This window comes from Salmonella sp. K21076 (assembly GCF_039650795.1).
In the GTDB taxonomy this organism is placed as follows: domain Bacteria; phylum Pseudomonadota; class Gammaproteobacteria; order Enterobacterales; family Enterobacteriaceae; genus Salmonella; species Salmonella enterica.
In genome coordinates this window covers 39,884-61,245 of record NZ_JBCLYA010000007.1, presented here as the reverse complement: position 1 = coordinate 61,245, position 21,362 = coordinate 39,884, and the positions used below count along the sequence as shown (strand labels likewise).

Here is a 21,362-nt window from a genome sequence, read left to right as displayed (position 1 = left end):
TTTCGTCCATACATCTCATTAGTACAACTGATAGTGTTATCATTTAATTGAGTGTAATCCGATAACAATTCTCTCCGCGGCTGAATAGATAGACTATGTTGCAATACAACCTGCACATTTTTGCTATGTAAAATCCGTATCAGTTAAACCTCCCGATGGATAATACGATGGTGAGATTAAGGTAAATTTTCTGAAATGTGCTTCTGAAACAGTATAATTAGTCTTACTTTTTTCTTACTTTTGGCCTTTCAGAAGTTTCCTGAGTTTGCGTTAAGGTAAAGAAAAGTGTTCAGATTTACCTATAACTGTTTGATTTGTAATGTGCAGGTAATACTTGTGTCAATTATTGTTTACTATAAGTGAGAGTTATAAGTTAAACTCAGGTTAATTAGGGGGCTGAATTCTTTTTTGAGCATGATAATATGTCGTCTGAATGATGGATGCAGTTACCTTTAGGATTGTCATGAATGAAAGCATATTTTTACTTGATAAGCGTGTTGTATTTGATAGTACGAAGATGACCTTATCTCATGGTAATGAGATAATCAGAATATCAGAAGCTGATACCCATCTGCTTCTTGCTTTTTGGCATGGTCTTTACAAAAAAGAAGATATTATTCATTTTGTTTGGGAAAATCGTGGAGGCTGCGTCTCAGAATCAAGTTACTATAAACTCATTAATCAAATGAGAAATGATTTTAGTAGCATCGGTCTACAGCTATCTGGCATCGTAACTCGCCCTCGGGTGGGGGTGTCGCTGTCTGTTGCCATTGAACCTATAAAAAAAATCACCTCCCTAAAGGTGAGTGATGAAAACGTTAAAGGCCCCTCGACTCGGGAGAAAATATTTTACAAAATTAAACGTCACAGCGTATTTGTAGTATTAACAGGAGCCATTCTTCTGGCATTGTTCTATGGTGTATTTACTATCTATAAAACGCCTGTTCGTAACAGCCCTGATAGTTTTTTTACATATCTTGGCGAATATAACGATTATGCAATCTATAAAACAAAAGAGGATAAGGTCACATTAAGTGAAGTAGTTTTTGCTTTTAACTCTCTAAAAATTAAAATTTACCGGCAAAATGGACGCCATCTTTATTATATCAGGGAGCCAAATATGAATATTTTTCTGCAATGCTTGAATCCTGTTGAAATGGCGGTGCCAAAATGTATTACAGTAAAAGAACGTTACTGATTATATTTGTAATATTTATCGCCATTGTCGCAATCGGATCGGTAATAGCGCTTGAGTGGGTAAATCGTGACTCTTATAGAACCAATAATCTTATATGCACGACAAAATCAGAAGCGTATATTGAACCACGAAAATTGTACATGGATGGTGGACTTGTGCTGGATCTTAAATCCGGCAGGATTACCCTACACTACGATGTTACTACCGATACGAAAGAGAAACGGCTTTTTTTTTCGTGACATCTGCATCAGCAAACTGCGCAGAACGGGTATGAAAACATTTACTTTTAAAGTCAATTCAGTTAAGACCTTTGAGTCTGATACTGCTGGCGATTTATTTTCCTGGTTGAGGTTGTTACAACCCGGTACGATTAATGAGCTAAAAATTGTCAAAATTGGGAAAAACACCTACATGTTTTCGCTTAATCGGCATTTGTATAATGTGTGTACCACCAGTAGTAACGTTGAGTTGTAACCAATAATCCCTGTATTGATGGGAATTCGTTCCGTGATGGTTATGTCTCATCAGGCAGTGAACCTGGCATCAGGCTAACATATTGAATGCGTCTTTATTTAGATATCTGTTATCGCTCATTTTAACGATAGTATCCTGCACCTGTTGGGTATTGATATTCTCTTGTCTGTTTTCGGCACAGGGAGTGCCATCTTGCTATCATTAAGAACGTATAACCTATCTCTCAATATTTCTTTTCTCTATTAATGTTACTTTAGTTATCCTATAAAAGCGTACAGTGGCAAAAGGAAGGCCGGTAAGAGGGCAATGATTTGAAAGTAAGAAAGCTATTTCTGATGTTGTTTATTGCCGTTCCACTGATCGTAATGATATTGGTGGGGTTACTCGCGGGTATCTTCCAGCTAAAACAAGATATCGCCGTCAGCGCCAATACGCTGCTGCGGTTTAGCGCGGATATATCCGCCGCCTCCTGGCAAGTCGCCGGAAAAGCCGCCAGACTGGCTGAGAGTTCCTGTACTGACACGCTGAAAGAACTGTCCAGAACGCGGGCCTTCACTCCTTATGTCCGTGACATTGGGTTTCTGGAAAATGGTGATATCACTTGCTCCTTTGTCACAGGAACCGAACGCTATCATTTTTCCCGGCTGGCAGGGCTTTCTTTACCTGCTTCTTATCCGGAACGGTGGTTGCGATCTATCGGTAGTATGGCCGAAGGACCCGATCGCCTTGTTGTGGTGTATGTGAAAAAAGTAGCAGCGGATAAAGCGGCTTTCGTCATTGTGGATTCGCAGTATGTCCAGGAGCTCATGGAGATATTGGCTGCAGAAAGAGCATCAGCCTTTAGCCTGATATTCGGCGCAGGAGAGGCGATTACCAGCGCTGCGACGTTGCGCGGTAAGGCGTTTTTAACGCAGCGGTTCATCTCAACCGATCACACTATCCAGCTGATGGTGCGAACCCCTTTCTCAACGTTATCGGCATACTGGTTACAAAACCTTTTTATTTTTATTCCGCTGTCATTATGTCTTTCTGTAGGGATGATATTGTTCTACAGGCGCTGGTATTTAAAACGCTTATCTCTGGCCCGGGAGATTTCCAGGGGAATAACGCACAATGAATTTACGGTACATTATCAACCTGTTTTTAATGTTAAACACGGTAGTTGCGGCGGCGTGGAGGCGCTAATGCGCTGGCCGCAACCGGATGGCCGTTTTATAACTCCCGATATTTTTATTACCGCCGCAGAAAATGAAGGCATGATTATTCCACTCTCTCGTCATCTGTTCGAACTGATTGCTCATGACGTGATAAACTGGACTGTACCGGATGATTTCTATATCAGCGTAAATATATCGCCTGCGCATCTTATGGATGACGGTTTTATACAAGATATAGAGGCGCTCAGGACTCGTTTGGGAACGATAACGCTTATGTTGGAGCTCACCGAACGTAGCCTGATTGTAGAACCTTCACAGGTCGCAGAAAAACTTTCAACGCTCCGTGAAAAAGGCGTGTTAATAGCGATTGATGATTTTGGGACCGGCTATTGCTCCCTCTCCTATCTCCAGCAATTACCTGTAGACTCTCTTAAAATAGACAGAACGTTTATCGATACCATTGATACCAGCAGCGATGATGTTCCTGTCCTGGATACTATCATTACGCTGAGTCAGCGACTGGGACTCAATGTGGTTGCCGAAGGGGTCAGTACCCAGCACCAATTGCGTTACATCTTAAGCCACGGGGTAGGATTCGTTCAGGGATTTCTTTATGCCAGGCCGATGGGGACTAATGACTTTATGAGTTGGCTTGGCAAGTCAGCCCAGCGGCAAAATGGTTTGCTCAAGGGGGAAAGCGGATCCGCGAGCGATCTGGTGGCTGAATAATGCAGGAACTCGCTACGGAAAAAAATTCAATAGCACGATATATCCTAGTAATATGTTTATGCCGTGAAGAAACGTGATAGCACTGGGGCGGATATTTTTATGAGTCAGAACAATTATCTGATTGACAAAAGGGTTATTCTTGATTGTGAACGAATGACGCTTTCCTGCGCCGGAGAGTTGATAACGATATCTGAATCGGAACGCAGTTTGCTTATCACTTTTTATGAAGGCCTTTTTAAAAAAGATGATTTAATTAACTATGTCTGGGGGCGCAAAGGTGTTGTGGTCTCTGATGCCAGTTATTATAAACTGATTAACCAGCTACGAGGATCATTTGATAAAATTGGTCTTAAGGGGGAGTCTGTTGTGACTCGCCCTCGCGTGGGTGTTTTACTCTCAGTTTCCATTGAACCGTTGAGTGATGAGGCGCAAGATATGCCGTTGCCTGCTGTTGCTGAAACAGAATTATCGACGGTTGAAGTGCGGCACGATGATACTATTATTCCCCCAATACCGGGCGCTGTGAATAGAAAAGATTGGCTCTACTTTTGCCTGGCCGCGCTTCTGATGTTTTTTATGATTTATAAAGTTAAGGGTGAAAATATTGATTATTTTACCCTCAATGGTTCGTATGATGGATACACTTTTTATAGTGTCGGGCATGATAAAACCCATCTGGCGGATATCATTGAAGCGTACTCTGAGATGAGTAATGAAATACATAAACAAAACGGAAAAATCATTTATTACATTCGCGTTCCTAATACAAATATTTTTGTCCAGTGTCTTAACCAACTTGATATAGCGGAGCCGAAATGCATTTCCATAAAAGAACGTTATTAAGCGTGGCGACGCTTGGTATGTTGGCTGTTTCAGTCGTACTGATGGTAGTTTGGGTACGAAACAGTAACCATAGTTCTATTAATACTAATGAATTTTTATGTACGACAAGAACGGTAACGACGATACAGCCTAAAGATATCCATGCCGATGGCAGTCTTGTTCTTGATTTTAAGATGAAGAGAATTACGCTTCAATATGAAATAAAAACAAAAGATAACGGTGTAAAAATATTATACCGGGACGTGTATATGAAAAATTTACATCGAACAGCGCCTGGTGTTTATACGTTCGAAGTATCCCAGGTAAAAGTCTTTGCCACGGACACGGCTGGCGATCTGTTATCATATTTACGGGTTCTGCATCCGGAAGCGGCTAATGAGATTCGAATATCTAAAGTGGGTGAGAAAACCTTTTTTATTCTCTTAATCGGCAGCTTTATAACGTTTGTACCGCGCAGTAGATCTGAATGTTGTCTGAATGCGTCAGAAAGCGAGTTGCGAAATTGCCCTCGGCAAGGGTAAAGGTTAACTCAATAATCAATTAAAATGCATATAAAACAATGAGTTATGAATTTTTGACTCGACAGGGAGGTAACTGATACTCGCTGATAACCTCTCGCAGTCCGCCTGACGGATGCGATGCCAGGATCGGGTCTGAAGCAACTATGAATCCGCTATTAATAAAAAAGTAAGAACTCTGTAAGACTGATTTCATATCCATTATCGAATATATCAGGTTATATTACCTCCGCAGTTGGCATGACTGGTAATAAGCGCATTAGGTGCTCTTAATCTAAATGCTATTTGTGTGCCATAAGTTCCGGTACCGCCTTAATTATATATCAAAAATGGAGTGGTTTTAATGAAAAGACGGTCTTCGTTCCTTGTTTTTTTAGGTTTATTATTAGCGTCACCTTTAGCTTTGGCTAACGATCAGCACACCGTATCGTTTGGTTATGCACAAACTCATCTCAGTTCATTGAAAAATAGCGATAGCAAAGATCTGCGAGGCTTTAATTTTAAATATCGTTACGAGTTCAATGAGACCTGGGGGATGTTAGGCTCATTCACTGCGACGCGCAATGAAATGGAGAACTACACCTGGAAAGAGGGGAAATTGCATAAAAATGGTTCCGATTCTGTGGACTATGGTTCTTTGATGTTTGGACCAACATATCGCTTTAATGACTATGTGAGCCTGTACGGCAATGCGGGTATAGCGACGATGAAATTTAATAAACACTCAAAAGAAGAGTCCTTTGCCTACGGCGCTGGTGTAATATTTAATCCTGTTAAGAGTATATCTATCGATGCATCATGGGAAGCAAGCCGTTTCTTCGCTGTGGATACCAATACATTTGGTGTCAGCGTAGGTTATCGCTTCTGATATTAAAAGTATAAGCGTTACGTTTATGGCAAGGAACTAAAAATATAATATGGCGTTGCTACAGAGTAGGGATGGTTATAATCAGTCAGGTAATCTTAAGAGGAAGATAAAACACTCACCGTAGCGTTATTCTATTGATGAAATTATTATAAATTCACTATCGGAACAACTTCCGTTAAAAACGATAGGTATAGTTTTAACGGATGATTATTATACTTATTTAGGCATCGCTTCACTCTTTGAGGATGGGAAGTGCTTTATGTTCCCACTTAATGGAGAATATAATTCGTGTCAGATATCAGCTAGCGAAGATATCATAATTATTATTGATGGACGAGTTTTGATTCAGGGGGTCTGGAAAGGTTTTAAGGCGCTCATGCAGCATTATCCACATGCTCGTCGAATCTGGCTCACGCGCAGAGATATTGGAAAACTTTATCCACATGGCTGCGATAGAGATCCTGATATCGATCCCGATTTGGCAAAGCCTGTTTTTATTGAGCATTTCATTAAATACGCTTGTGCAAACGATGTAGCGGTCGGTGAAATTGCGCCGTTGACAAAAAAGGAGGAAGAGTTGTTATGGCACTTTTTATATAAAAAGTCGATGAGTCAGATCGCCAGTAGCTATGGCATTAGTCGTAAGACTTTGTACATTCATAGATTGCGTATCTGTCGTAAATATGGCTTCAAGCGCTTTTTCCATTTGCTATTTATTTACCAAAGAAGTCGCCATATCTTCGCATCTAAAATTTGCCGTGTAGACAAAAACGCCGATCAGGCTTGAAGTAAACAAGATGAAAAAGTTAACGATGAGAGAGTGTGAAAGCATCAATCCTACTTTGCTGCTTGCCATTAAGATACTTATCTCGGCGCTTGACGAAAAAACAAAAATAAGGCTCAGAGAGCATATTGAAAAAACTGAACAAGAAATAGCCTCAAGCATACATGATAGCATCATGACAGAGACTTTTCTTCAGCAAATGAAAGACATTCGTTACATCTTAAATATAGTTCCTTGACGGCGTTCAGAAGCAAGAACGCGTTATTATTTAATGATTAATAGACCAGGTATTAGTATGAAAAAGATCTTAGTATGTTTCGTCGGCTTGGCTTTAACCGCATGTAGCGCTAATTCGCTGAATTATGGCGCTGAACAGGTACGGGTGATGACCAGCGAGCCAGGTAAGGAATGCAGCTACTTAGGAGATATCACGGGCAGCCAGGGGAATTTCTTTACCGGTGGCTGGACTTCCAACAGTAACCTGGAAACGGGGGCCCGTAACGATCTGAAAAACAAAGCTTATAAAATGGGCGACAATACGGTAGTCCTGTTAACCCAGCGTGCAGGCCAGACAGGAAGTTCATGGCACGGTTCGGGCTCAAGCAAACAAACGAATGTCACGTTAAGCGGGAACGTTTATCGTTGCCCTCGTTAACCTTATTTTGCAGGCAATATATGCCTGTTTAGCGCGCGCGCCGCACTGGCGACGCGCGCGCTATTTGGGCTAACCTTGCTTTTTCTCGCTGTATTCCCGCCAACCGCCGCCTAATGCTTTATACAGGCTAATGATATTCAACTGTTGCATGAGACGTGTGCGTACCAGACGCTGTTGCGCGCCATAAAGCATACGATGGGTATCAAGCAGCGTAAGGTAGTCATCGACGCCTTCCTGAAAACGGAGTCCGGCCAGCTCATAGGCGATTTGGCTGGCTTCAACCGCGCGTTGTTCTGATTGCACCTGGTCATTCAGCGTACGCTGTCCCGCCAGACCATCCGCCACGTCGCGAAAGGCTTGCTGAATAACGTTTTCATACCAGGCGATTTCAATCTGTTTTTGGACATGCGCCCTATCCAGGTCAGCGCGTAATGCGCCGCCGTGAAAGAGAGGCAAGGTGATTTGCGGTAGAAAACGCCAGCTTCCCGATCCCGGTTCAAAGAGTCCGCTAAGAGACGCGCTGGCCGTTCCCGCCGAGCCTGTCAGGCTGATGGTCGGGAAGAAGGCGGCGCGCGCTGCGCCTATCCGGGCGTTTGCGCCGCGCAGCCTGTACTCGGAGGCGCGTACCGGAGCGGTATTGCGCCGTCCTCGTCGCCACGGACTGGCAAAGCGTCTGTAAGTCCTGAGATTACGCTTGACCTTCCAACACTGACAAGGCCCAGACTGGCAACAGTTCCCACACAAAAGGAGTTCACTATGCAGTTCCATATTGATGACATGACCTGCGGCGGCTGCGCCAGTACGGTAAAAAAGACGATTCTGACTCTCGATGCTAATGCGACGGTGAGAACCGACCCGGCGACGCGTCTGGTTGACATTGAAACGTCGCTATCCGCGGAGCAGATTGCCGCCGCCCTGCAAAAGGCCGGTTTCCCGCCGCGCGAGAGGTAATCGTCAATGGCGATCGGTCTGGCGACAGGCCGGTCGCGATACGCTAGCCACGCTTCGCTTTTCTTTGCGTGAGATAATCCCCATAAAAAATGTGACAAATCATGTGCCAGTAAGCTTTGTTAATAATATGTAATGATTTGTCTATTTTTGCTAACATTTTACCTGCTATATACAAAAAGATAACAAATAAGTAGCGCAACGCTACCTTGTTACGTCGCTTTGACGACGGGAGCGCTCCAGCGTTTCGCCGCTTCAAAGCTTGATGTTATTTTTGATGCAGGACACTACCTATGTACACCCCCCTGAACTGGACGACGACACAACGACATGTGGCGTTTGCCAGCTTTACCAGTTGGATGCTGGATGCGTTTGATTTCTTTATCCTTGTCTTTGTACTTAGCGATCTCGCCGAATGGTTTCACGCTTCCGTATCGGAGGTTTCCATTGCGATTATGCTGACCCTGGCGGTACGTCCCATTGGCGCGCTGCTATTTGGCCGAATGGCGGAAAAGTACGGACGTCGACCGATACTGATGCTCAATATTCTGTTCTTTACGGTGTTTGAACTGCTTTCCGCCTGGTCGCCCACCTTCATGGCATTTCTGATTTTTCGGGTCATGTACGGCGTGGCGATGGGCGGGATATGGGGCGTCGCGTCATCACTGGCGATGGAAACCATTCCCGATCGTTCGCGTGGCCTGATGTCGGGCATTTTTCAGGCAGGCTATCCCTGCGGCTATCTGTTCGCCTCGGTTATTTTTGGCCTCTTCTACAGTATGGTAGGCTGGCGTGGCATGTTCCTGATTGGCGCCCTGCCTGTTGTCTTGCTGCCTTATATCTGGTTTAAAGTGCCGGAATCCCCCGTCTGGCTGGCGGCCAGAGCGCGTAAAGAGAATACCGCGCTGCTTCCTGTTCTGCGCAAACAGTGGAAGTTGTGTCTGTATCTGGTGCTGGTCATGGCGTTCTTTAACTTTTTCAGTCACGGCACGCAGGATCTCTATCCTACCTTCCTGAAGATGCAGCATGGTTTTGATCCGCATCTGATCAGTATCATTGCAATTTTTTATAACATTGCCGCCATGCTCGGCGGTATTTTCTACGGTACGCTATCGGAACGTATTGGGCGTAAAAAAGCGATCATGATCGCCGCCTTTCTTGCGCTTCCGGTACTCCCGCTATGGGCATTTTCCAGCGGATCATTCACGATTGGTCTGGGCGCGTTCCTGATGCAGTTTATGGTGCAGGGCGCCTGGGGTGTCGTGCCGACCTGGCTGAACGAGCTGGTTCCGGCGAATGCGCGCGCCGTGCTGCCAGGGTTTGTTTACCAACTCGGTAATTTACTGGCGTCGGTTAATGCGACGTTACAGGCCCGCATCGCGGAAACGCATGGTGGCAATTACGGGTTGGCAATGGCGATCGTGGCTGGCGCGGTGGCTATTTTAATCTGTGTATTTGTGGCATTTGGTCGCGAGACCCGGGGAGTCGTCATCTCCGGTACAGATAGCGACGCCCTCCCGGAGTCGGCCATCGGTCATCGCACGTAAACACTACGCTCCTGGCGCATACTGTCGCCGGGAGCGCTCCTTCCTCCTGTGGTTTTTACGCCCTTTCAACGAACAACAAAGGTTAATGATGGCATCTGCCTTTCGTGACCATTACAATCATCGCTTACTTTTTTCTTTATAAGAAATTGATTGTTGGACCTTAAAATTGTCAACGGAGCGAAGATATCATGTTGAAAGATAACCAAAAACACAACGAGTCTGTTGCCCCGAATAGCGCCTTTCTGTCTGAGTTACAACGTGCATTACCGGAATTTTTTATCGCCGATCGCTATAACGAGCAGGGCGAACTGATCGCGAAAGGCGGATTTGATCTCGCCAAATTTGAGCGCGCGCTGAAAGCGCGTAATATTGATGAGCTGACTAGCGGTTATCAGATTGATTTTATTGGCAAAGATTACGCAAAAAAACAGGCGGGTGAAAAATCCGTTACCGTTATCGTTCCTGACGTGGAACACAATACTCTGGCAGAAAATAAAAACAGCCATAATCTTTTTCTGACCGGAGATAATCTGGATGTTTTACGCCATCTGCAAAATAATTACGCCGATACCGTCGATATGATCTATATCGATCCCCCTTATAACACCGGATCGGACGGGTTTGTCTATCCCGATCATTTTGAATATAGCGATCGGGCGTTGCAGGATATGTTTGGTCTTAATGATACCGAACTGGCACGTTTAAAATCCATTCAGGGTAAATCGACGCACTCCGCGTGGTTATCTTTCATGTATCCGCGTCTTTTCCTGGCCAGGAAGCTCCTGAAAGATACCGGGTTTATTTTTATCTCTATCGACGATAATGAGTACGCCAATCTTAAATTAATGATGGATGAGATTTTTGGCGAAGGCGGATTTGTCACCAATGTGATGTGGAAGCGCAAAAAAGAGATTTCTAACGACTCTGATAACGTTTCCATCCAGGGGGAATACATTCTTGTTTACGCCAAAACCGGTCAGGGCGCTTTACGTTTAGAACCGCTTTCTAAAGAGTATATTCAGAAATCCTATAAAGAACCGACCGAACAGTTTCCAGAAGGGAAATGGCGACCGGTGCCGTTAACGGTGTCAAAAGGGCTGAGCGGCGGCGGCTATACCTATAAAATTACCACGCCGAACGGTACGGTACACGAAAGACTATGGGCTTATCCTGAAGCCAGTTACCAAAAACTGGTGGCCGATAATCTGGTCTATTTTGGCAAAGATAACGGCGGTATTCCCCAGCGAGTCATGTACGCGCATCACAGTAAAGGGCAGCCAACGACCAATTACTGGGATAACGTAGCGTCGAATAAAGAGGGGAAAAAGGAGATTCTGGATCTCTTCGGCGACAACGTTTTTGATACGCCGAAACCGACCGCATTATTGAAGAAAATCATCAAGCTCGCTATCGATAAAGACGGCGTCGTTCTGGACTTTTTTGCCGGTTCCGGCACCACGGCCCATGCGGTGATGGCGCTGAATGAAGAAGATGGGGGGCAGCGCACGTTTATTCTGTGTACTATCGATCAGGCATTAAGCAATAACACTATCGCGAAAAAAGCAGGTTATAACACTATTGATGAAATCAGCCGCGAGCGAATTACACGCGTTGCGGCGAAGATCCGCGCCAACAATCCCGCGACCAATAGCGATCTCGGTTTTAAACATTATCGTTTTGCCACTCCGACACAGCAGACGCTGGACGATCTGGATAGCTTCGATATTGCTACCGGCCATTTTATCAATACCAGCGGTCAACTGGCCGCTTTCACCGAGTCAGGATTTACCGACATGATCAATCCTTTTTCCGCCAGAGGATTGGGCGTGCCGGGCGGCGCAAGCGGCGAAGAGACCTTATTAACGACATGGCTGGTCGCCGATGGTTATAAAATGGATATTGACGTACAGACCGTTGATTTTTCCGGCTATTGCGCCAGGTATGTTGATAATACGCGCCTGTATCTGATTGATGAACGATGGGGAACAGAGCAGACCCGCGATCTTCTCAACCACATTGGTACGCACCAGCTTCCGGTTCAGACCATTGTCATTTACGGCTACTCTTTCGACCTTGAATCCATTCGTGAACTGGAAATCGGCTTAAAACAGCTTGATCAAAAAGTGAACCTGGTGAAGCGTTATTAAGAGGGGATGATGATGAATATTTTGCTGGAAGAACTTCCCCATCAGGAACAGGCGTTAGCGGCGATTCTGGCGAGTTTCACCGGTATCGATCACGCGCAGGCCGATCATAATCACTATGCTAATCCGCTGATTAAGGGACGTTACGACGATAAGGCCAATATTGACGTTAAAATGGAGACCGGGACGGGCAAAACCTATGTCTATACTCGGTTGATGTATGAACTGCATCAGAAGTATGGCCTCTTCAAATTTGTGCTGGTGGTGCCGACGCCAGCCATTAAAGAAGGCGCGCGGAACTTTATCACCAGCGATTACGCCAGACAGCATTTTTCACAGTTCTACGAAAATACGCGGATGGAATTTTGCACCATCAACGCCGGTGATTTTAAAGTAAAGTCGGGGCGTAAAAATTTTCCGGCCCAGTTATTAAGTTTTACTGATGCCAGCCGTCGTGATAGCCATACGATTCAGGTTTTGCTGATCAATGCGCAAATGCTCAATTCCGCCAGTATGACGCGAGACGATTACGATCAACGCTACTGGGCGGGCTGACGTCGCCTGTTAAAGGGCTGCAAATGACGCGACCGGTGGTCATTATTGATGAACCGCATCGTTTTGTGCGAGATAACAAATTTTATCGAGCGATTCAGGCCATTCAGCCGCAAATGATCGTCCGCTTTGGCGCTACCTTCCCGGATATTGTCGAAGGTAAGGGTAAAAATAAATGTGTACGTAAAGATTACTATCGCCGGCAACCGCAGTTTGATCTCAACGCGGTGGACAGTTTTAACGATGGTTTGGTGAAAGGTATTGATATTTATTACCCGAATCTCCCCGAAGAACAGGCCAACAATCGTTATATCGTTGACAGCGTCACGGCAAAGAAATTAATCCTCCGACGGGGGAGCAAAATTGCCGAGGTTGGCGTGGGCGAAAATCTCGCCGATGTCGATGCAGGATTTGAAGGCAGTATCGAATATGCCGGCAGTAAAATGTTGTCGAACGATCTGGAGCTGGAGGCAGGGATGGCGCTGGTGCCAGGAACCTTTGGCGCGAGCTACCAGGAACTGATTATTCAGGACGCTATCGATAAGCATTTTGACACTGAGCAGGCAAATTTCTTACGCAGCAATGAGCCAGAAAATAATGCCCCGCGTATTAAGACCTTAAGCTTTTTCTTTATTGACAGTATTAAAAGCTATCGTGATGACGAAGGTTGGTTGAAACTGAAGTTTGAGTGTTTACTGAAAAAGAAACTGACGCAACTGATTGACGATTATCAGCGCAAGACCCTGCCGCGAGAAGTGGAGTATCTGTCGTTTCTGCAGGCCACGCTCGCCAGCCTGCACTCGGATAACCAAAACGTCCACGCTGGTTACTTTGGCGAAGACCGCGGAAGCGGCGATGAGGCGATCCAGGCTGAGGTAGATGATATTCTGAAAAATAAAGAGAAGTTGCTCAGTTTTTCAGACCATCACGGCAACTGGGAAACGCGCCGCTTTCTGTTTTCAAAATGGACGCTTCGCGAAGGCTGGGATAACCCGAATGTTTTTGTCATTGCTAAATTACGTTCTTCCGGTAGCGAGTCGAGCAAAATTCAGGAAGTGGGGCGCGGCCTGCGGCTACCGGTAGATGAAAACGGCCATCGCGTTCATCAGGAAGAGTGGCCGTCCCGACTGTCGTTTCTGATTGGTTATGATGAAAAAGCGTTTGCCAGTATGCTGGTTGATGAGATTAATCGCGACAGCAAAGTTCAGCTTAACGAGCAGAAGCTGGATGAGGCGATGATCACACTCATCGTCACCGAGCGACAAAAAGTCGATCCTGCGTTTACGGAGCTTCGTTTGCTGGAAGATCTGGATGATAAAAAACTGATCAACCGGAGTAATGAGTTTAAACCCAGCGTCACGCTTAACGGGGAAACCAAAAGTGGCTTTGCGTGGCTACTGGAGTTCTACCCTGAGCTGACGCAGGCGCGGGTGCGAGCGGATCGCATTCGTGACAATAAGCCCGCCTCCCGACTGCGAGTCAGGTTACGCAAAGAGAATTGGGAACAACTTAGCAGTATCTGGGAGCAGTTTTCCCGCCGTTATATGCTGCAATTCGAGCGTAGCGGCGCTTCTCTGGAACAGATTGCCGCCGAGGTGCTGCGCGATCCGTCGCTGTATATACGCCAGAAGCCAAGCCAGGTGCAACAACGGCTGGTATCGAATGAAGATAATGGCCGTTTTGAAGTGGCGCAGCGGGAAGGCGAATTAGCCGCCAGCGAATTTATGGCGGGCATGAAATATGGCCATTTTCTTAAGCAACTGGCGTTACGCACCAGTCTGCCGATTAACGTCCTGCACCCGGTGTTAATGGCGATGCTGCGTGATGTTTTGCACGGAGATTCACGCTATTTAAGCGAGATCTCGTTGGACAATATGACCCGCGCATTACAGACGCGGATTAATGCGCATTTTGCGCAGCGCCACGATTATCTGCCTCTCGATTTTCAGGCTTCAACGTCGGTATTTGATTCTACGGCACGGCAGTTCAGAGAGGAGATTAGCGCTGAAATTGTGGGGAAAAATGTGGATGAGAATGCGATAGACGATCCCCGTTCTCTCTATCAAATACCGCCGTTGCGTTATGACAGCGTCGATCCAGAATTGCCGCTATTAAAATACGATTATCCGCAACAGGTTTCTGTGTTTGGCAAACTGCCTAAGCGGGCCATTCAGATCCCCAAATATACGGGGGGCTCTACTACGCCGGATTTTGTGTACCGTATTGAGCGTCAGGACGCCGACAGTGTTTATTTACTGGTTGAAACTAAAGCAGAAAATATGCGCGTAGGCGATCAGGTTATTCTTGATGCGCAACGTAAATTCTTCGATATGCTGCGTCGGCAAAATATCAATGTCGAGTTTGCGGAAGCGACCAGCGCGCCGGCGGTATTTTCTACCATCAATGGCTTGATTGGGGGGAAGGCAAACTAACGGGTTTGAATAGACCTTAACGGTTATCTTTTTGATAGGCCATATAAAATGGCCGCCGCGCAGCGAGCGTTGCGGTCATTCTCCTGTGCTAATCCCCCGTCCCGTAAACCGCGTTGACTTGAAGGTTATCGTTTTACGTCTATTCTTAACTTTCAGCTAAGTGTATTTTGCTGAAATTGCAAATAGTCTTGAAGACGCTGTTTTTTTGTTTTGCCGTTATTTTTATAACGGCCAGGTAGATATTGCCAAGTGAATGTAACTAAGGGAGACATGTTATGCTAAATAGATACTACCGTTTCGCTGTCGAAAAAGACGACCCCTCCGAAGCGCCAGAGTCGGGCGATAAGCCTGACAGCCAGCCGCAAAAAAAATCGTAATTTATCTGGATATTCCCCGACGTTTTTACGTTTGGGGAAAATAACCGTTTCGTTTCAACCTGGTTGCGAACAGTGAATATTTTACACGAAGTGACTATATAAACGGGAGGGAACATGGAGTTTGATGCATTCTTTTTAGCGAGACTCCAGTTTGCCTTTACCGTCTCTTTTCATATTATTTTCCCCGCGATTACGATTGGCTTAGCCAGTTACCTGGTGGTACTGGAAGGTTTATGGCTAAAAACGCGTAATCCTGTCTGGCGCTCGCTCTATCAGTTCTGGCTCAAAATTTTTGCCGTCAACTTCGGGATGGGCGTGGTCTCCGGTCTGGTCATGGCTTACCAGTTCGGAACGAACTGGAGCGGTTTTTCCCAGTTCGCCGGCAGTATCACCGGGCCTTTATTAACCTATGAAGTGCTCACCGCATTCTTCCTGGAAGCGGGATTCTTAGGCGTGATGCTTTTTGGCTGGAACAAAGTCGGGCCGGGCCTGCATTTCTTGTCTACCTGTATGGTGGCGTTGGGCACGTTAATGTCGACGTTCTGGATTCTGGCGTCTAATAGCTGGATGCATACCCCGCAGGGATTTGAAATTCATAACGGTCAGGTAGTCCCGGTGGACTGGTTCGCGGTGATTTTCAACCCGTCGTTCCCGTATCGCCTGTTGCATATGTCCGTTGCGGCGTTTTTAAGTAGCGCGATGTTTGTCGGCGCGTCCGCAGCCTGGCATTTACTGAAAGGTAACGATACGCCGGCTATCCGCCGTATGTTCTCGATGGCGCTATGGATGGCGGTCGTGGTGGCACCCGTTCAGGCATTGATTGGCGATATGCATGGCCTTAACACCCTGAAGCATCAGCCGGTCAAAATCGCCGCGATTGAGGGGCACTGGGAAAATACGCCCGGCGAGCCAACGCCGCTTACGCTGGTAGGCTGGCCGGATATGGAGGCGGAACGGACCCGCTATGCGCTTGAGATCCCGGCGTTGGGCAGTCTGATCCTGACGCATAGCCTGGACAAACAGGTGCCTGCGCTAAAAGATTATCCCAAAGAGGATCGCCCCAACCCTACCGTGGTGTTCTGGTCTTTCCGTCTGATGGTGGGCATGGGCGTACTGATGATCTTTCTGGGGCTGGCCAGCCTGTGGCTACGCTACCGACGCCGCCTGTATCATTCGCGGCCCTTTATGCACTTTGCGCTGTGGATGGGGCCGTCCGGGCTTATCGCCATCCTTGCCGGATGGGTGACGACTGAAGTAGGACGTCAGCCGTGGGTGGTCTATGGCCTGCTGCGAACGCGTGATGCGGTTTCCGCGCACAGCACCTTGCAAATGAGCATCAGTTTGCTGGCCTTCTTTGTGGTCTATTCCCTGGTGTTTGGGGTTGGCTATATTTATATGATTCGTCTTATCCAGAAAGGGCCGCAGCCGGCGGAGACACCGACCGCTGAAACCGATGGCAGACCCGCGCGTCCTATCTCTGCCGTGGGAGAATCGCTTGAGCAGGAGAAACGCGAATGACCATCGATCTTCCGGTTATCTGGTTTGCTATTATCGTGTTCGCCACGCTGATGTATATCGTGATGGATGGTTTCGATCTGGGCGTCGGTATCCTGTTTCCGTTTATTCGTGATAAACACGATCGCGATGTTATGGTGAACTCGGTCGCGCCGGTATGGGACGGGAACGAAACCTGGCTAGTGCTGGGCGGGGCCGGGCTTTTTGGCGCGTTCCCGTTGGCTTATGCCGTCATCACCGACGCGCTGACTATCCCGCTGGTGGTTATGCTGCTTGGTCTTATCTTTCGCGGCGTCGCTTTTGAATTCCGTTTTAAAGCCACCGAGTCGCATCGCGCGTTCTGGGATAAATCCTTTATCGTCGGGTCAATCCTGGCGACCTTTGCCCAGGGGGTTGTGGTGAGCGCGGTGGTGAGCGGTTTTCAGGTGGAAGGGCGAACCTTTAGCGGTTCGCAGCTTGACTGGCTGACGCCGTTTAATCTGTTCTGCGGCGTCGGTCTGGTCGTCACCTACGCGCTGCTGGGCGCTACCTGGCTGATTATGAAAAGCGAAGATCCGCTGCATAGCCGGATGTGCGCGCTGTCGCGCCCGTTGTTGATCGTCTTGTTGCTGGTGATGGGGGGCGTCAGCGTGTGGACGCCGCTCACCCATGACGACATCGCCGAGCGCTGGTTCACGCTGCCCAATTTATACTACTTCCTGCCGGTGCCTGTGCTGGTGTTGGCTTTTAGCGTCTGGCTATGGCGCAGCGTGAAAAAACCACAATCCCATGCGCGTCCATTTATTCTCACGCTAGGGCTGATTTTTCTGGGGTTCAGCGGGTTAGGAATCAGTATTTGGCCGAATATTATTCCACCGGATATTTCGCTGTATGCCGCCGCCGCGCCGTCGCAAAGTCAAAGCTTTATGCTGGTTGGGGCGCTGATAATCATCCCGATTATTCTGGCTTATACCTTCTGGAGCTACTACGTCTTCCGTGGAAAAGTGCGACATGGAGAGGGATATCACTGATGGTTAAAGTGAAAAAATGGTCGCGGCGAGTCGTATGGATGGTCGCGATATGGTGCGCCAGCGTGCTTCTGCTGGCGGGCGTCGGAATGTTGTTCAGACTGCTCATGACCTCCGCAGGATTTCGCTCCTGACTGATACCCCCGGACGCGCTTTCGTCTCTCGCGAAAGCGCGTTTTTATCGACAGATCGGCGTTTATCGATCACCTTTGCTCGCCTTATCTCTCCCCTCAATAGCGGTTGATAATTATTCTCATCTTTATTGTCGTTCCCGGGCCGCAGTGATATGGTTACACAGTGGCTAACGCTCTGGTATAACGCAGATAAACGGTATTGATAATGTCTCCGATCTCCTGTCACTCTTCCGCCGCCCCGGCGATGAAAAAGATCTTTTCCGTCAGCGACTTCATCGCGTTTGGCGAGCGTTATGGCATTGATTACCGCTTCCCTGCGTTACCGCAGTATACGCAGAGTAGTCCCGTACTTCATGGCGATATCGAAGAGATAGCGCTTCCCGGCGGGATTTGCATTACACGCTCGGATGTTCACGTGTTACAACCTTATGAAACCACCTCTCGCCATAGCAGTCCGCTGTATATGCTGGTGGTGTTGGAAGGTAACGTCGCGCTGGCTGTCAATGAGCAGACCTTTTTGTTGAGCGCGGGGATGGCGTTTTGCTCGCAACTGAGTGAGCAGCAGACGATACGCGCCCATCACGGCGCAGACAGTAAATTGCGCACCTTATCGCTGGGAATGTACCCGGACGGCGGGTGGCGGGAGCGTTTGCCTGTCTCGCTGGCAGACGAGTGGGAACGTAGCGCGGCCTCGGCGAGGGTCTGGCAGGTGCCGGAGTTTCTGCTTTCGGGGCTACGTTATGCGCAGCAGCCCGGACCTCATGCGGCGTCACGCCAGTTAATGCTGGAAGGCATCATGCTGCAATTGCTGGGCTATGCGTTAAATCTATGTCAGCCCGCAACGCAAAAACGCGGACTTCCCGTCACCGGTGAATACCAGCGGCTGGAGCTCATTCGGCGTTTACTGGAGCAAACGCCGGAAAAAGCCTACACGCTGAACGAACTGGCGCGTCGGGCGGCAATGAGTCCGAGTAGCCTGCGGTGCAAGTTTCGCCATGCCTATGGGTGTACCGTGTTTGATTATCTGCGCGATTGCCGCCTGGCGCGCGCGCGTCGTTATCTGATGGAGGGATACAGCGTGCAGCAGGCCGCCTGGATGTCAGGCTATCAACATGCCACTAACTTTGCGACGGCATTTCGTCGGCGTTATGGCTGCTCGCCCGGCGAGCTGCGTGACGCGTCTCTGACGGCGTCCCGCCACTGTGCGTAACGCGCCCCGCCAGAGCGGTAATATCCGCCGCTAACCCGGTTTTCTGCCGCTTTGGGTGATTTTTTATCATTGCGCATAGGCAATCTGGCGTTACGCATAGTGGTTCGTTATCTCTAAAGGGTAATAATTCTTATTTACAATAAAGATGCCTTTGGAGATGTTCATGTTTGCGACAACGCGTATGGCGCTATTGATAGGCGGAGCTATCGGCGGCGCGACTTTTCCTCTTTTTGCCCAGGAAACCACAAAAAATGATACCGTCATTGTCACCTCGCCCGTTCAGAGTGGCGCGACCAGGCTGGCGACGCCAGATATTGAAACGCCGCAGTCGGTATCCATTATTACCCGCCAGCAGTTTGAAGAGCAGGGCGCAACCAGCGTGCGTCAGGCGGTCAGCTACACCCCAGGCGTATACAGTAACCAGATAGGCGCCTCTAACCGCTTTGATTACATCGTATTGCGTGGTTTTTCGGACGGTAGTCTGGATAACGTCTATCTCGACGGGTTAAAAATGATGGGCGACACCAATTCGCACAGTTCGTTGGTGGTTGACCCCTGGTTTCTGGAAGATATCGAGGTGGTACGCGGCCCGGCGTCCGTTCTGTATGGACGTTCATCGCCAGGCGGCATTGTCTCGTTGACGTCGCGAAAACCGGCGTTTGATGCCGGAGGAGAAGTGAAGCTGTTTGCCGGCAATAACAACCAGCGCGGGGCGGCTTTTGATGTGACCGGCCCACTGGATGACAATGAACGTGTGGCGGCGCGTCTTAGCGGCATGACACGTTACGCCGATTCGCAGTTTACGCCCCTGAAAGAGGAACGTTATGCGCTGATGCCGAGCCTGACCTGGAGAATTACCGATCGGACGCGTCTTGATCTTATGGCCTATCTGCACCGTGATCCGCAAGGCGGTAGCCACTCCGGACTGCCTTATCAAGGCACGGTTGTACCTTATAACGGCGGAAAAATTTCTAACACTTTCTTTGAAGGTGAAGATGACTACGACAAATACGATCGCCGTGAAAATATGGTGGGTTATAACATTGAGCATCTGTTCGATAACGGCTGGTCGGTACGGCAAAAATTGCGTTATTTGCATACCAAAGTGACGTTGAATCAGGTCTATGCCGCAGGTTGGTTGAATGAAACGGCGCTGAATCGCGGCTATTCCGGCTCCGGGGAGAAAATGTCGGCTATCGCGCTGGATAATCAGCTCGACGGCAGCGTGGATACCGGGGCGATTAATCATCGTCTGCTGGTGGGGATCGATTATCAGGATCGCAGTAATCATACTACTGGCTATTATGGCGCGTTTCCGCCGATTGACGCTTTCAACCCTGTTTATGGCGCTCAGCCGGATTACATTACGTTGTATAGCCGTGAAAAACATAAGCTGCGGCAGACCGGATACTATTTACAGGATCAGATGTCATGGGATCGCTGGCGCTTTACGTTGGGCGGTCGTTACGATCGGGTCAGCGTGTCTAACATCGACAAACTTCATGATTCACGCAGCGATCTCGATAAAAACAACGTCAGCACCCGTGCCGCGTTGCTTTATCTGTTCGACAATGGCGTCGCCCCCTATCTCAGTTATTCTACCGCGTTTACGTCGACCAGCTTCGCCGACGAAAACGGCAATGTGCTGGAACCGATGAAAGGCAAGCAGTGGGAGGCGGGGGTAAAATACGAACCGCTGGGGGGGAACAGCCAGTTTAGCGCCGCCGTGTATCGTATTAACCAAACCAATATCGCGACCAAAGAAGAACCTACCGATCCGTACCGCTCGATTGGTGAAATTGAGTCTAAAGGGGTTGAACTGGAGGCCATTAGCCATTTGTCGGATAGCGTCCGTTTGCAGGCGGCGTATACCTATACTGATATCCGTTATAAGAAAAGTAGCCCGCAAGAGCAGGGGAAGCGCGCGGTTTATGCTCCACGGAACCAGGCCAGCGCCTGGCTAAGCTACGATGTGAAAAGCGGTCTGTTAGAGTGGCTGACTTTGGGCTCCGGCATCCGGTACGTCAACGGCGTGACCAGCGATCGCCTGAATACCCACACGTTGCCGTCCTATACACTGGTCGACATGGTGGTTGGGTATGATTTATCCAGCATTGGGTTAAATGGCTTGAGCGCCCAGCTCAACGTAAATAATCTGACGGACAAACGCTATGTCGCTGCCTGTAATTCGCTCTCTTATTGTTATTTTGGCGCCGAGCGTAGCATTGTAGGCAGCGTGTCATGGGCGTTTTGATAACGCTTATCGTCCG

17 protein-coding genes and 5 pseudogenes are annotated in these 21,362 nt (G+C 48.0%); 21 read left to right on the top strand and 1 reads right to left on the bottom strand.

The genetic code is table 11. The annotated features are described in order from the left end of the window. Positions 1-463: 463 nt before the first annotated feature. The 9 genes and pseudogenes from AAYN39_RS02945 to AAYN39_RS02905 all read left to right on the top strand — a co-directional run bounded on the left by AAYN39_RS02945 (position 464) and on the right by AAYN39_RS02905 (position 7,226). The gene (locus tag AAYN39_RS02945) at positions 464-1,198 is read left to right on the top strand and encodes a membrane protein (RefSeq protein ID WP_001005856.1); all 735 of its coding nucleotides are present in this window, start codon (positions 464-466) and stop codon (positions 1,196-1,198) included. Continuing rightward, positions 1,171-1,472, top strand: a pseudogene (locus AAYN39_RS02940) (hypothetical protein). Before AAYN39_RS02945 ends, AAYN39_RS02940 begins: the two are co-directional and overlap by 28 nt. A gap of 511 nt (positions 1,473-1,983) precedes the next feature. Then, positions 1,984-3,558 carry a cyclic diguanylate phosphodiesterase gene (locus AAYN39_RS02935; RefSeq protein WP_000868280.1) on the top strand — a complete coding sequence of 525 codons (1,575 nt, stop codon included), beginning with the start codon at positions 1,984-1,986 and terminating at the stop codon, positions 3,556-3,558. 99 nt (positions 3,559-3,657) lie between these two features. Then, positions 3,658-4,401 (top strand): transcriptional regulator, encoded by a 744-nt coding sequence (locus tag AAYN39_RS02930; protein WP_000081360.1) that lies wholly within the window; start codon positions 3,658-3,660, stop codon positions 4,399-4,401. Then, positions 4,374-4,861 (top strand): annotated as a pseudogene (locus tag AAYN39_RS02925) (hypothetical protein). Before AAYN39_RS02930 ends, AAYN39_RS02925 begins: the two are co-directional and overlap by 28 nt. 401 nt (positions 4,862-5,262) lie before the next feature. Beyond that, entirely contained in the window at positions 5,263-5,787 is a 525-nt protein-coding gene (locus AAYN39_RS02920) for an Ail/Lom family outer membrane beta-barrel protein (protein WP_000830239.1), read from the top strand. A 145-nt stretch (positions 5,788-5,932) separates the two neighbouring features. Continuing rightward, the gene (locus tag AAYN39_RS02915; protein ID WP_000610819.1) at positions 5,933-6,574 is read left to right on the top strand and encodes a helix-turn-helix transcriptional regulator; all 642 of its coding nucleotides are present in this window, start codon (positions 5,933-5,935) and stop codon (positions 6,572-6,574) included. 10 nt (positions 6,575-6,584) lie between these two features. After that, positions 6,585-6,809 (top strand): membrane protein, encoded by a 225-nt coding sequence (locus AAYN39_RS02910; RefSeq protein ID WP_000737124.1) that lies wholly within the window; start codon positions 6,585-6,587, stop codon positions 6,807-6,809. 57 nt (positions 6,810-6,866) lie between these two features. After that, complete coding sequence (locus AAYN39_RS02905) at positions 6,867-7,226, top strand: DUF4156 domain-containing protein (protein WP_000722977.1); 360 nt, start codon at positions 6,867-6,869, stop codon at positions 7,224-7,226. A 69-nt stretch (positions 7,227-7,295) separates the two neighbouring features. Here the strand turns inward: AAYN39_RS02905 and mdsC are convergent. Next, positions 7,296-7,853 (bottom strand): annotated as a pseudogene (mdsC, locus tag AAYN39_RS02900) (multidrug efflux transporter outer membrane subunit MdsC); the annotation flags it as partial. Here mdsC and AAYN39_RS02895 point away from each other — a divergent pair. The 12 genes and pseudogenes from AAYN39_RS02895 to foxA all read left to right on the top strand — a co-directional run. After that, positions 7,843-7,905: pseudogene (locus tag AAYN39_RS02895) on the top strand (hypothetical protein); the annotation flags it as partial. The pseudogenes mdsC and AAYN39_RS02895 sit on opposite strands and share 11 nt — an antisense overlap. 77 nt (positions 7,906-7,982) lie before the next feature. Then, a complete protein-coding gene (gene golB / locus AAYN39_RS02890) occupies positions 7,983-8,177 on the top strand; it encodes a gold resistance metallochaperone GolB (protein ID WP_001159469.1) in 195 nt (64 codons plus the stop codon). A 290-nt stretch (positions 8,178-8,467) separates the two neighbouring features. Beyond that, a complete protein-coding gene (locus tag AAYN39_RS02885) occupies positions 8,468-9,721 on the top strand; it encodes an MFS transporter (RefSeq protein ID WP_000288510.1) in 1,254 nt (417 codons plus the stop codon). Between the two features lie 188 nt (positions 9,722-9,909). After that, positions 9,910-11,868 carry a site-specific DNA-methyltransferase gene (locus AAYN39_RS02880; protein WP_000910350.1) on the top strand — a complete coding sequence of 653 codons (1,959 nt, stop codon included), beginning with the start codon at positions 9,910-9,912 and terminating at the stop codon, positions 11,866-11,868. A 9-nt stretch (positions 11,869-11,877) separates the two neighbouring features. Continuing rightward, positions 11,878-14,849: pseudogene (locus AAYN39_RS02875) on the top strand (type III restriction-modification system endonuclease). A gap of 275 nt (positions 14,850-15,124) precedes the next feature. Next, complete coding sequence (ssaA, locus tag AAYN39_RS02870) at positions 15,125-15,226, top strand: small effector SsaA (RefSeq protein ID WP_000934834.1); 102 nt, start codon at positions 15,125-15,127, stop codon at positions 15,224-15,226. A 114-nt stretch (positions 15,227-15,340) separates the two neighbouring features. Continuing rightward, positions 15,341-16,744 carry a cytochrome ubiquinol oxidase subunit I gene (locus AAYN39_RS02865; RefSeq protein ID WP_000393706.1) on the top strand — a complete coding sequence of 468 codons (1,404 nt, stop codon included), beginning with the start codon at positions 15,341-15,343 and terminating at the stop codon, positions 16,742-16,744. After that, positions 16,741-17,751 carry a cytochrome d ubiquinol oxidase subunit II gene (gene cydB / locus AAYN39_RS02860; RefSeq protein WP_000151052.1) on the top strand — a complete coding sequence of 337 codons (1,011 nt, stop codon included), beginning with the start codon at positions 16,741-16,743 and terminating at the stop codon, positions 17,749-17,751. The genes AAYN39_RS02865 and cydB overlap by 4 nt, the downstream gene beginning before the upstream one ends. Further along, complete coding sequence (locus AAYN39_RS02855; protein ID WP_305954967.1) at positions 17,697-17,882, top strand: DUF2474 domain-containing protein; 186 nt, start codon at positions 17,697-17,699, stop codon at positions 17,880-17,882. Before cydB ends, AAYN39_RS02855 begins: the two co-directional genes overlap by 55 nt. Further along, positions 17,801-17,992 carry a hypothetical protein gene (locus AAYN39_RS02850; RefSeq protein WP_230374040.1) on the top strand — a complete coding sequence of 64 codons (192 nt, stop codon included), beginning with the start codon at positions 17,801-17,803 and terminating at the stop codon, positions 17,990-17,992. The genes AAYN39_RS02855 and AAYN39_RS02850 overlap by 82 nt, the downstream gene beginning before the upstream one ends. A gap of 95 nt (positions 17,993-18,087) precedes the next feature. Continuing rightward, complete coding sequence (foxR, locus tag AAYN39_RS02845) at positions 18,088-19,092, top strand: ferrioxamine uptake transcriptional regulator FoxR (protein WP_000074609.1); 1,005 nt, start codon at positions 18,088-18,090, stop codon at positions 19,090-19,092. A 145-nt stretch (positions 19,093-19,237) separates the two neighbouring features. Further along, positions 19,238-21,346, top strand: coding sequence for a ferrioxamine B receptor FoxA (foxA, locus tag AAYN39_RS02840; protein WP_100208312.1), 2,109 nt, complete (start codon positions 19,238-19,240; stop codon positions 21,344-21,346). Positions 21,347-21,362 lie beyond the last annotated feature (16 nt).

What these genes read in the sequence shown, in the direction of transcription:
- foxA (WP_100208312.1), top strand. Translation starts at nt 19,238, where the DNA reads ATGCCTTTGGAGATGTTCATGTTTGCGACAACGCGTATGGCGCTATTG.
- AAYN39_RS02865 (WP_000393706.1), top strand. Translation starts at nt 15,341, where the DNA reads ATGGAGTTTGATGCATTCTTTTTAGCGAGACTCCAGTTTGCCTTTACC.
- AAYN39_RS02920 (WP_000830239.1), top strand. Translation starts at nt 5,263, where the DNA reads ATGAAAAGACGGTCTTCGTTCCTTGTTTTTTTAGGTTTATTATTAGCG.
- golB (WP_001159469.1), top strand. Translation starts at nt 7,983, where the DNA reads ATGCAGTTCCATATTGATGACATGACCTGCGGCGGCTGCGCCAGTACG.
- AAYN39_RS02885 (WP_000288510.1), top strand. Translation starts at nt 8,468, where the DNA reads ATGTACACCCCCCTGAACTGGACGACGACACAACGACATGTGGCGTTT.
- AAYN39_RS02880 (WP_000910350.1), top strand. Translation starts at nt 9,910, where the DNA reads ATGTTGAAAGATAACCAAAAACACAACGAGTCTGTTGCCCCGAATAGC.
- foxR (WP_000074609.1), top strand. Translation starts at nt 18,088, where the DNA reads ATGTCTCCGATCTCCTGTCACTCTTCCGCCGCCCCGGCGATGAAAAAG.
- ssaA (WP_000934834.1), top strand. Translation starts at nt 15,125, where the DNA reads ATGCTAAATAGATACTACCGTTTCGCTGTCGAAAAAGACGACCCCTCC.
- AAYN39_RS02930 (WP_000081360.1), top strand. Translation starts at nt 3,658, where the DNA reads ATGAGTCAGAACAATTATCTGATTGACAAAAGGGTTATTCTTGATTGT.
- AAYN39_RS02905 (WP_000722977.1), top strand. Translation starts at nt 6,867, where the DNA reads ATGAAAAAGATCTTAGTATGTTTCGTCGGCTTGGCTTTAACCGCATGT.
- cydB (WP_000151052.1), top strand. Translation starts at nt 16,741, where the DNA reads ATGACCATCGATCTTCCGGTTATCTGGTTTGCTATTATCGTGTTCGCC.
- AAYN39_RS02850 (WP_230374040.1), top strand. Translation starts at nt 17,801, where the DNA reads ATGGTGCGCCAGCGTGCTTCTGCTGGCGGGCGTCGGAATGTTGTTCAG.
- AAYN39_RS02945 (WP_001005856.1), top strand. Translation starts at nt 464, where the DNA reads ATGAATGAAAGCATATTTTTACTTGATAAGCGTGTTGTATTTGATAGT.
- AAYN39_RS02910 (WP_000737124.1), top strand. Translation starts at nt 6,585, where the DNA reads ATGAAAAAGTTAACGATGAGAGAGTGTGAAAGCATCAATCCTACTTTG.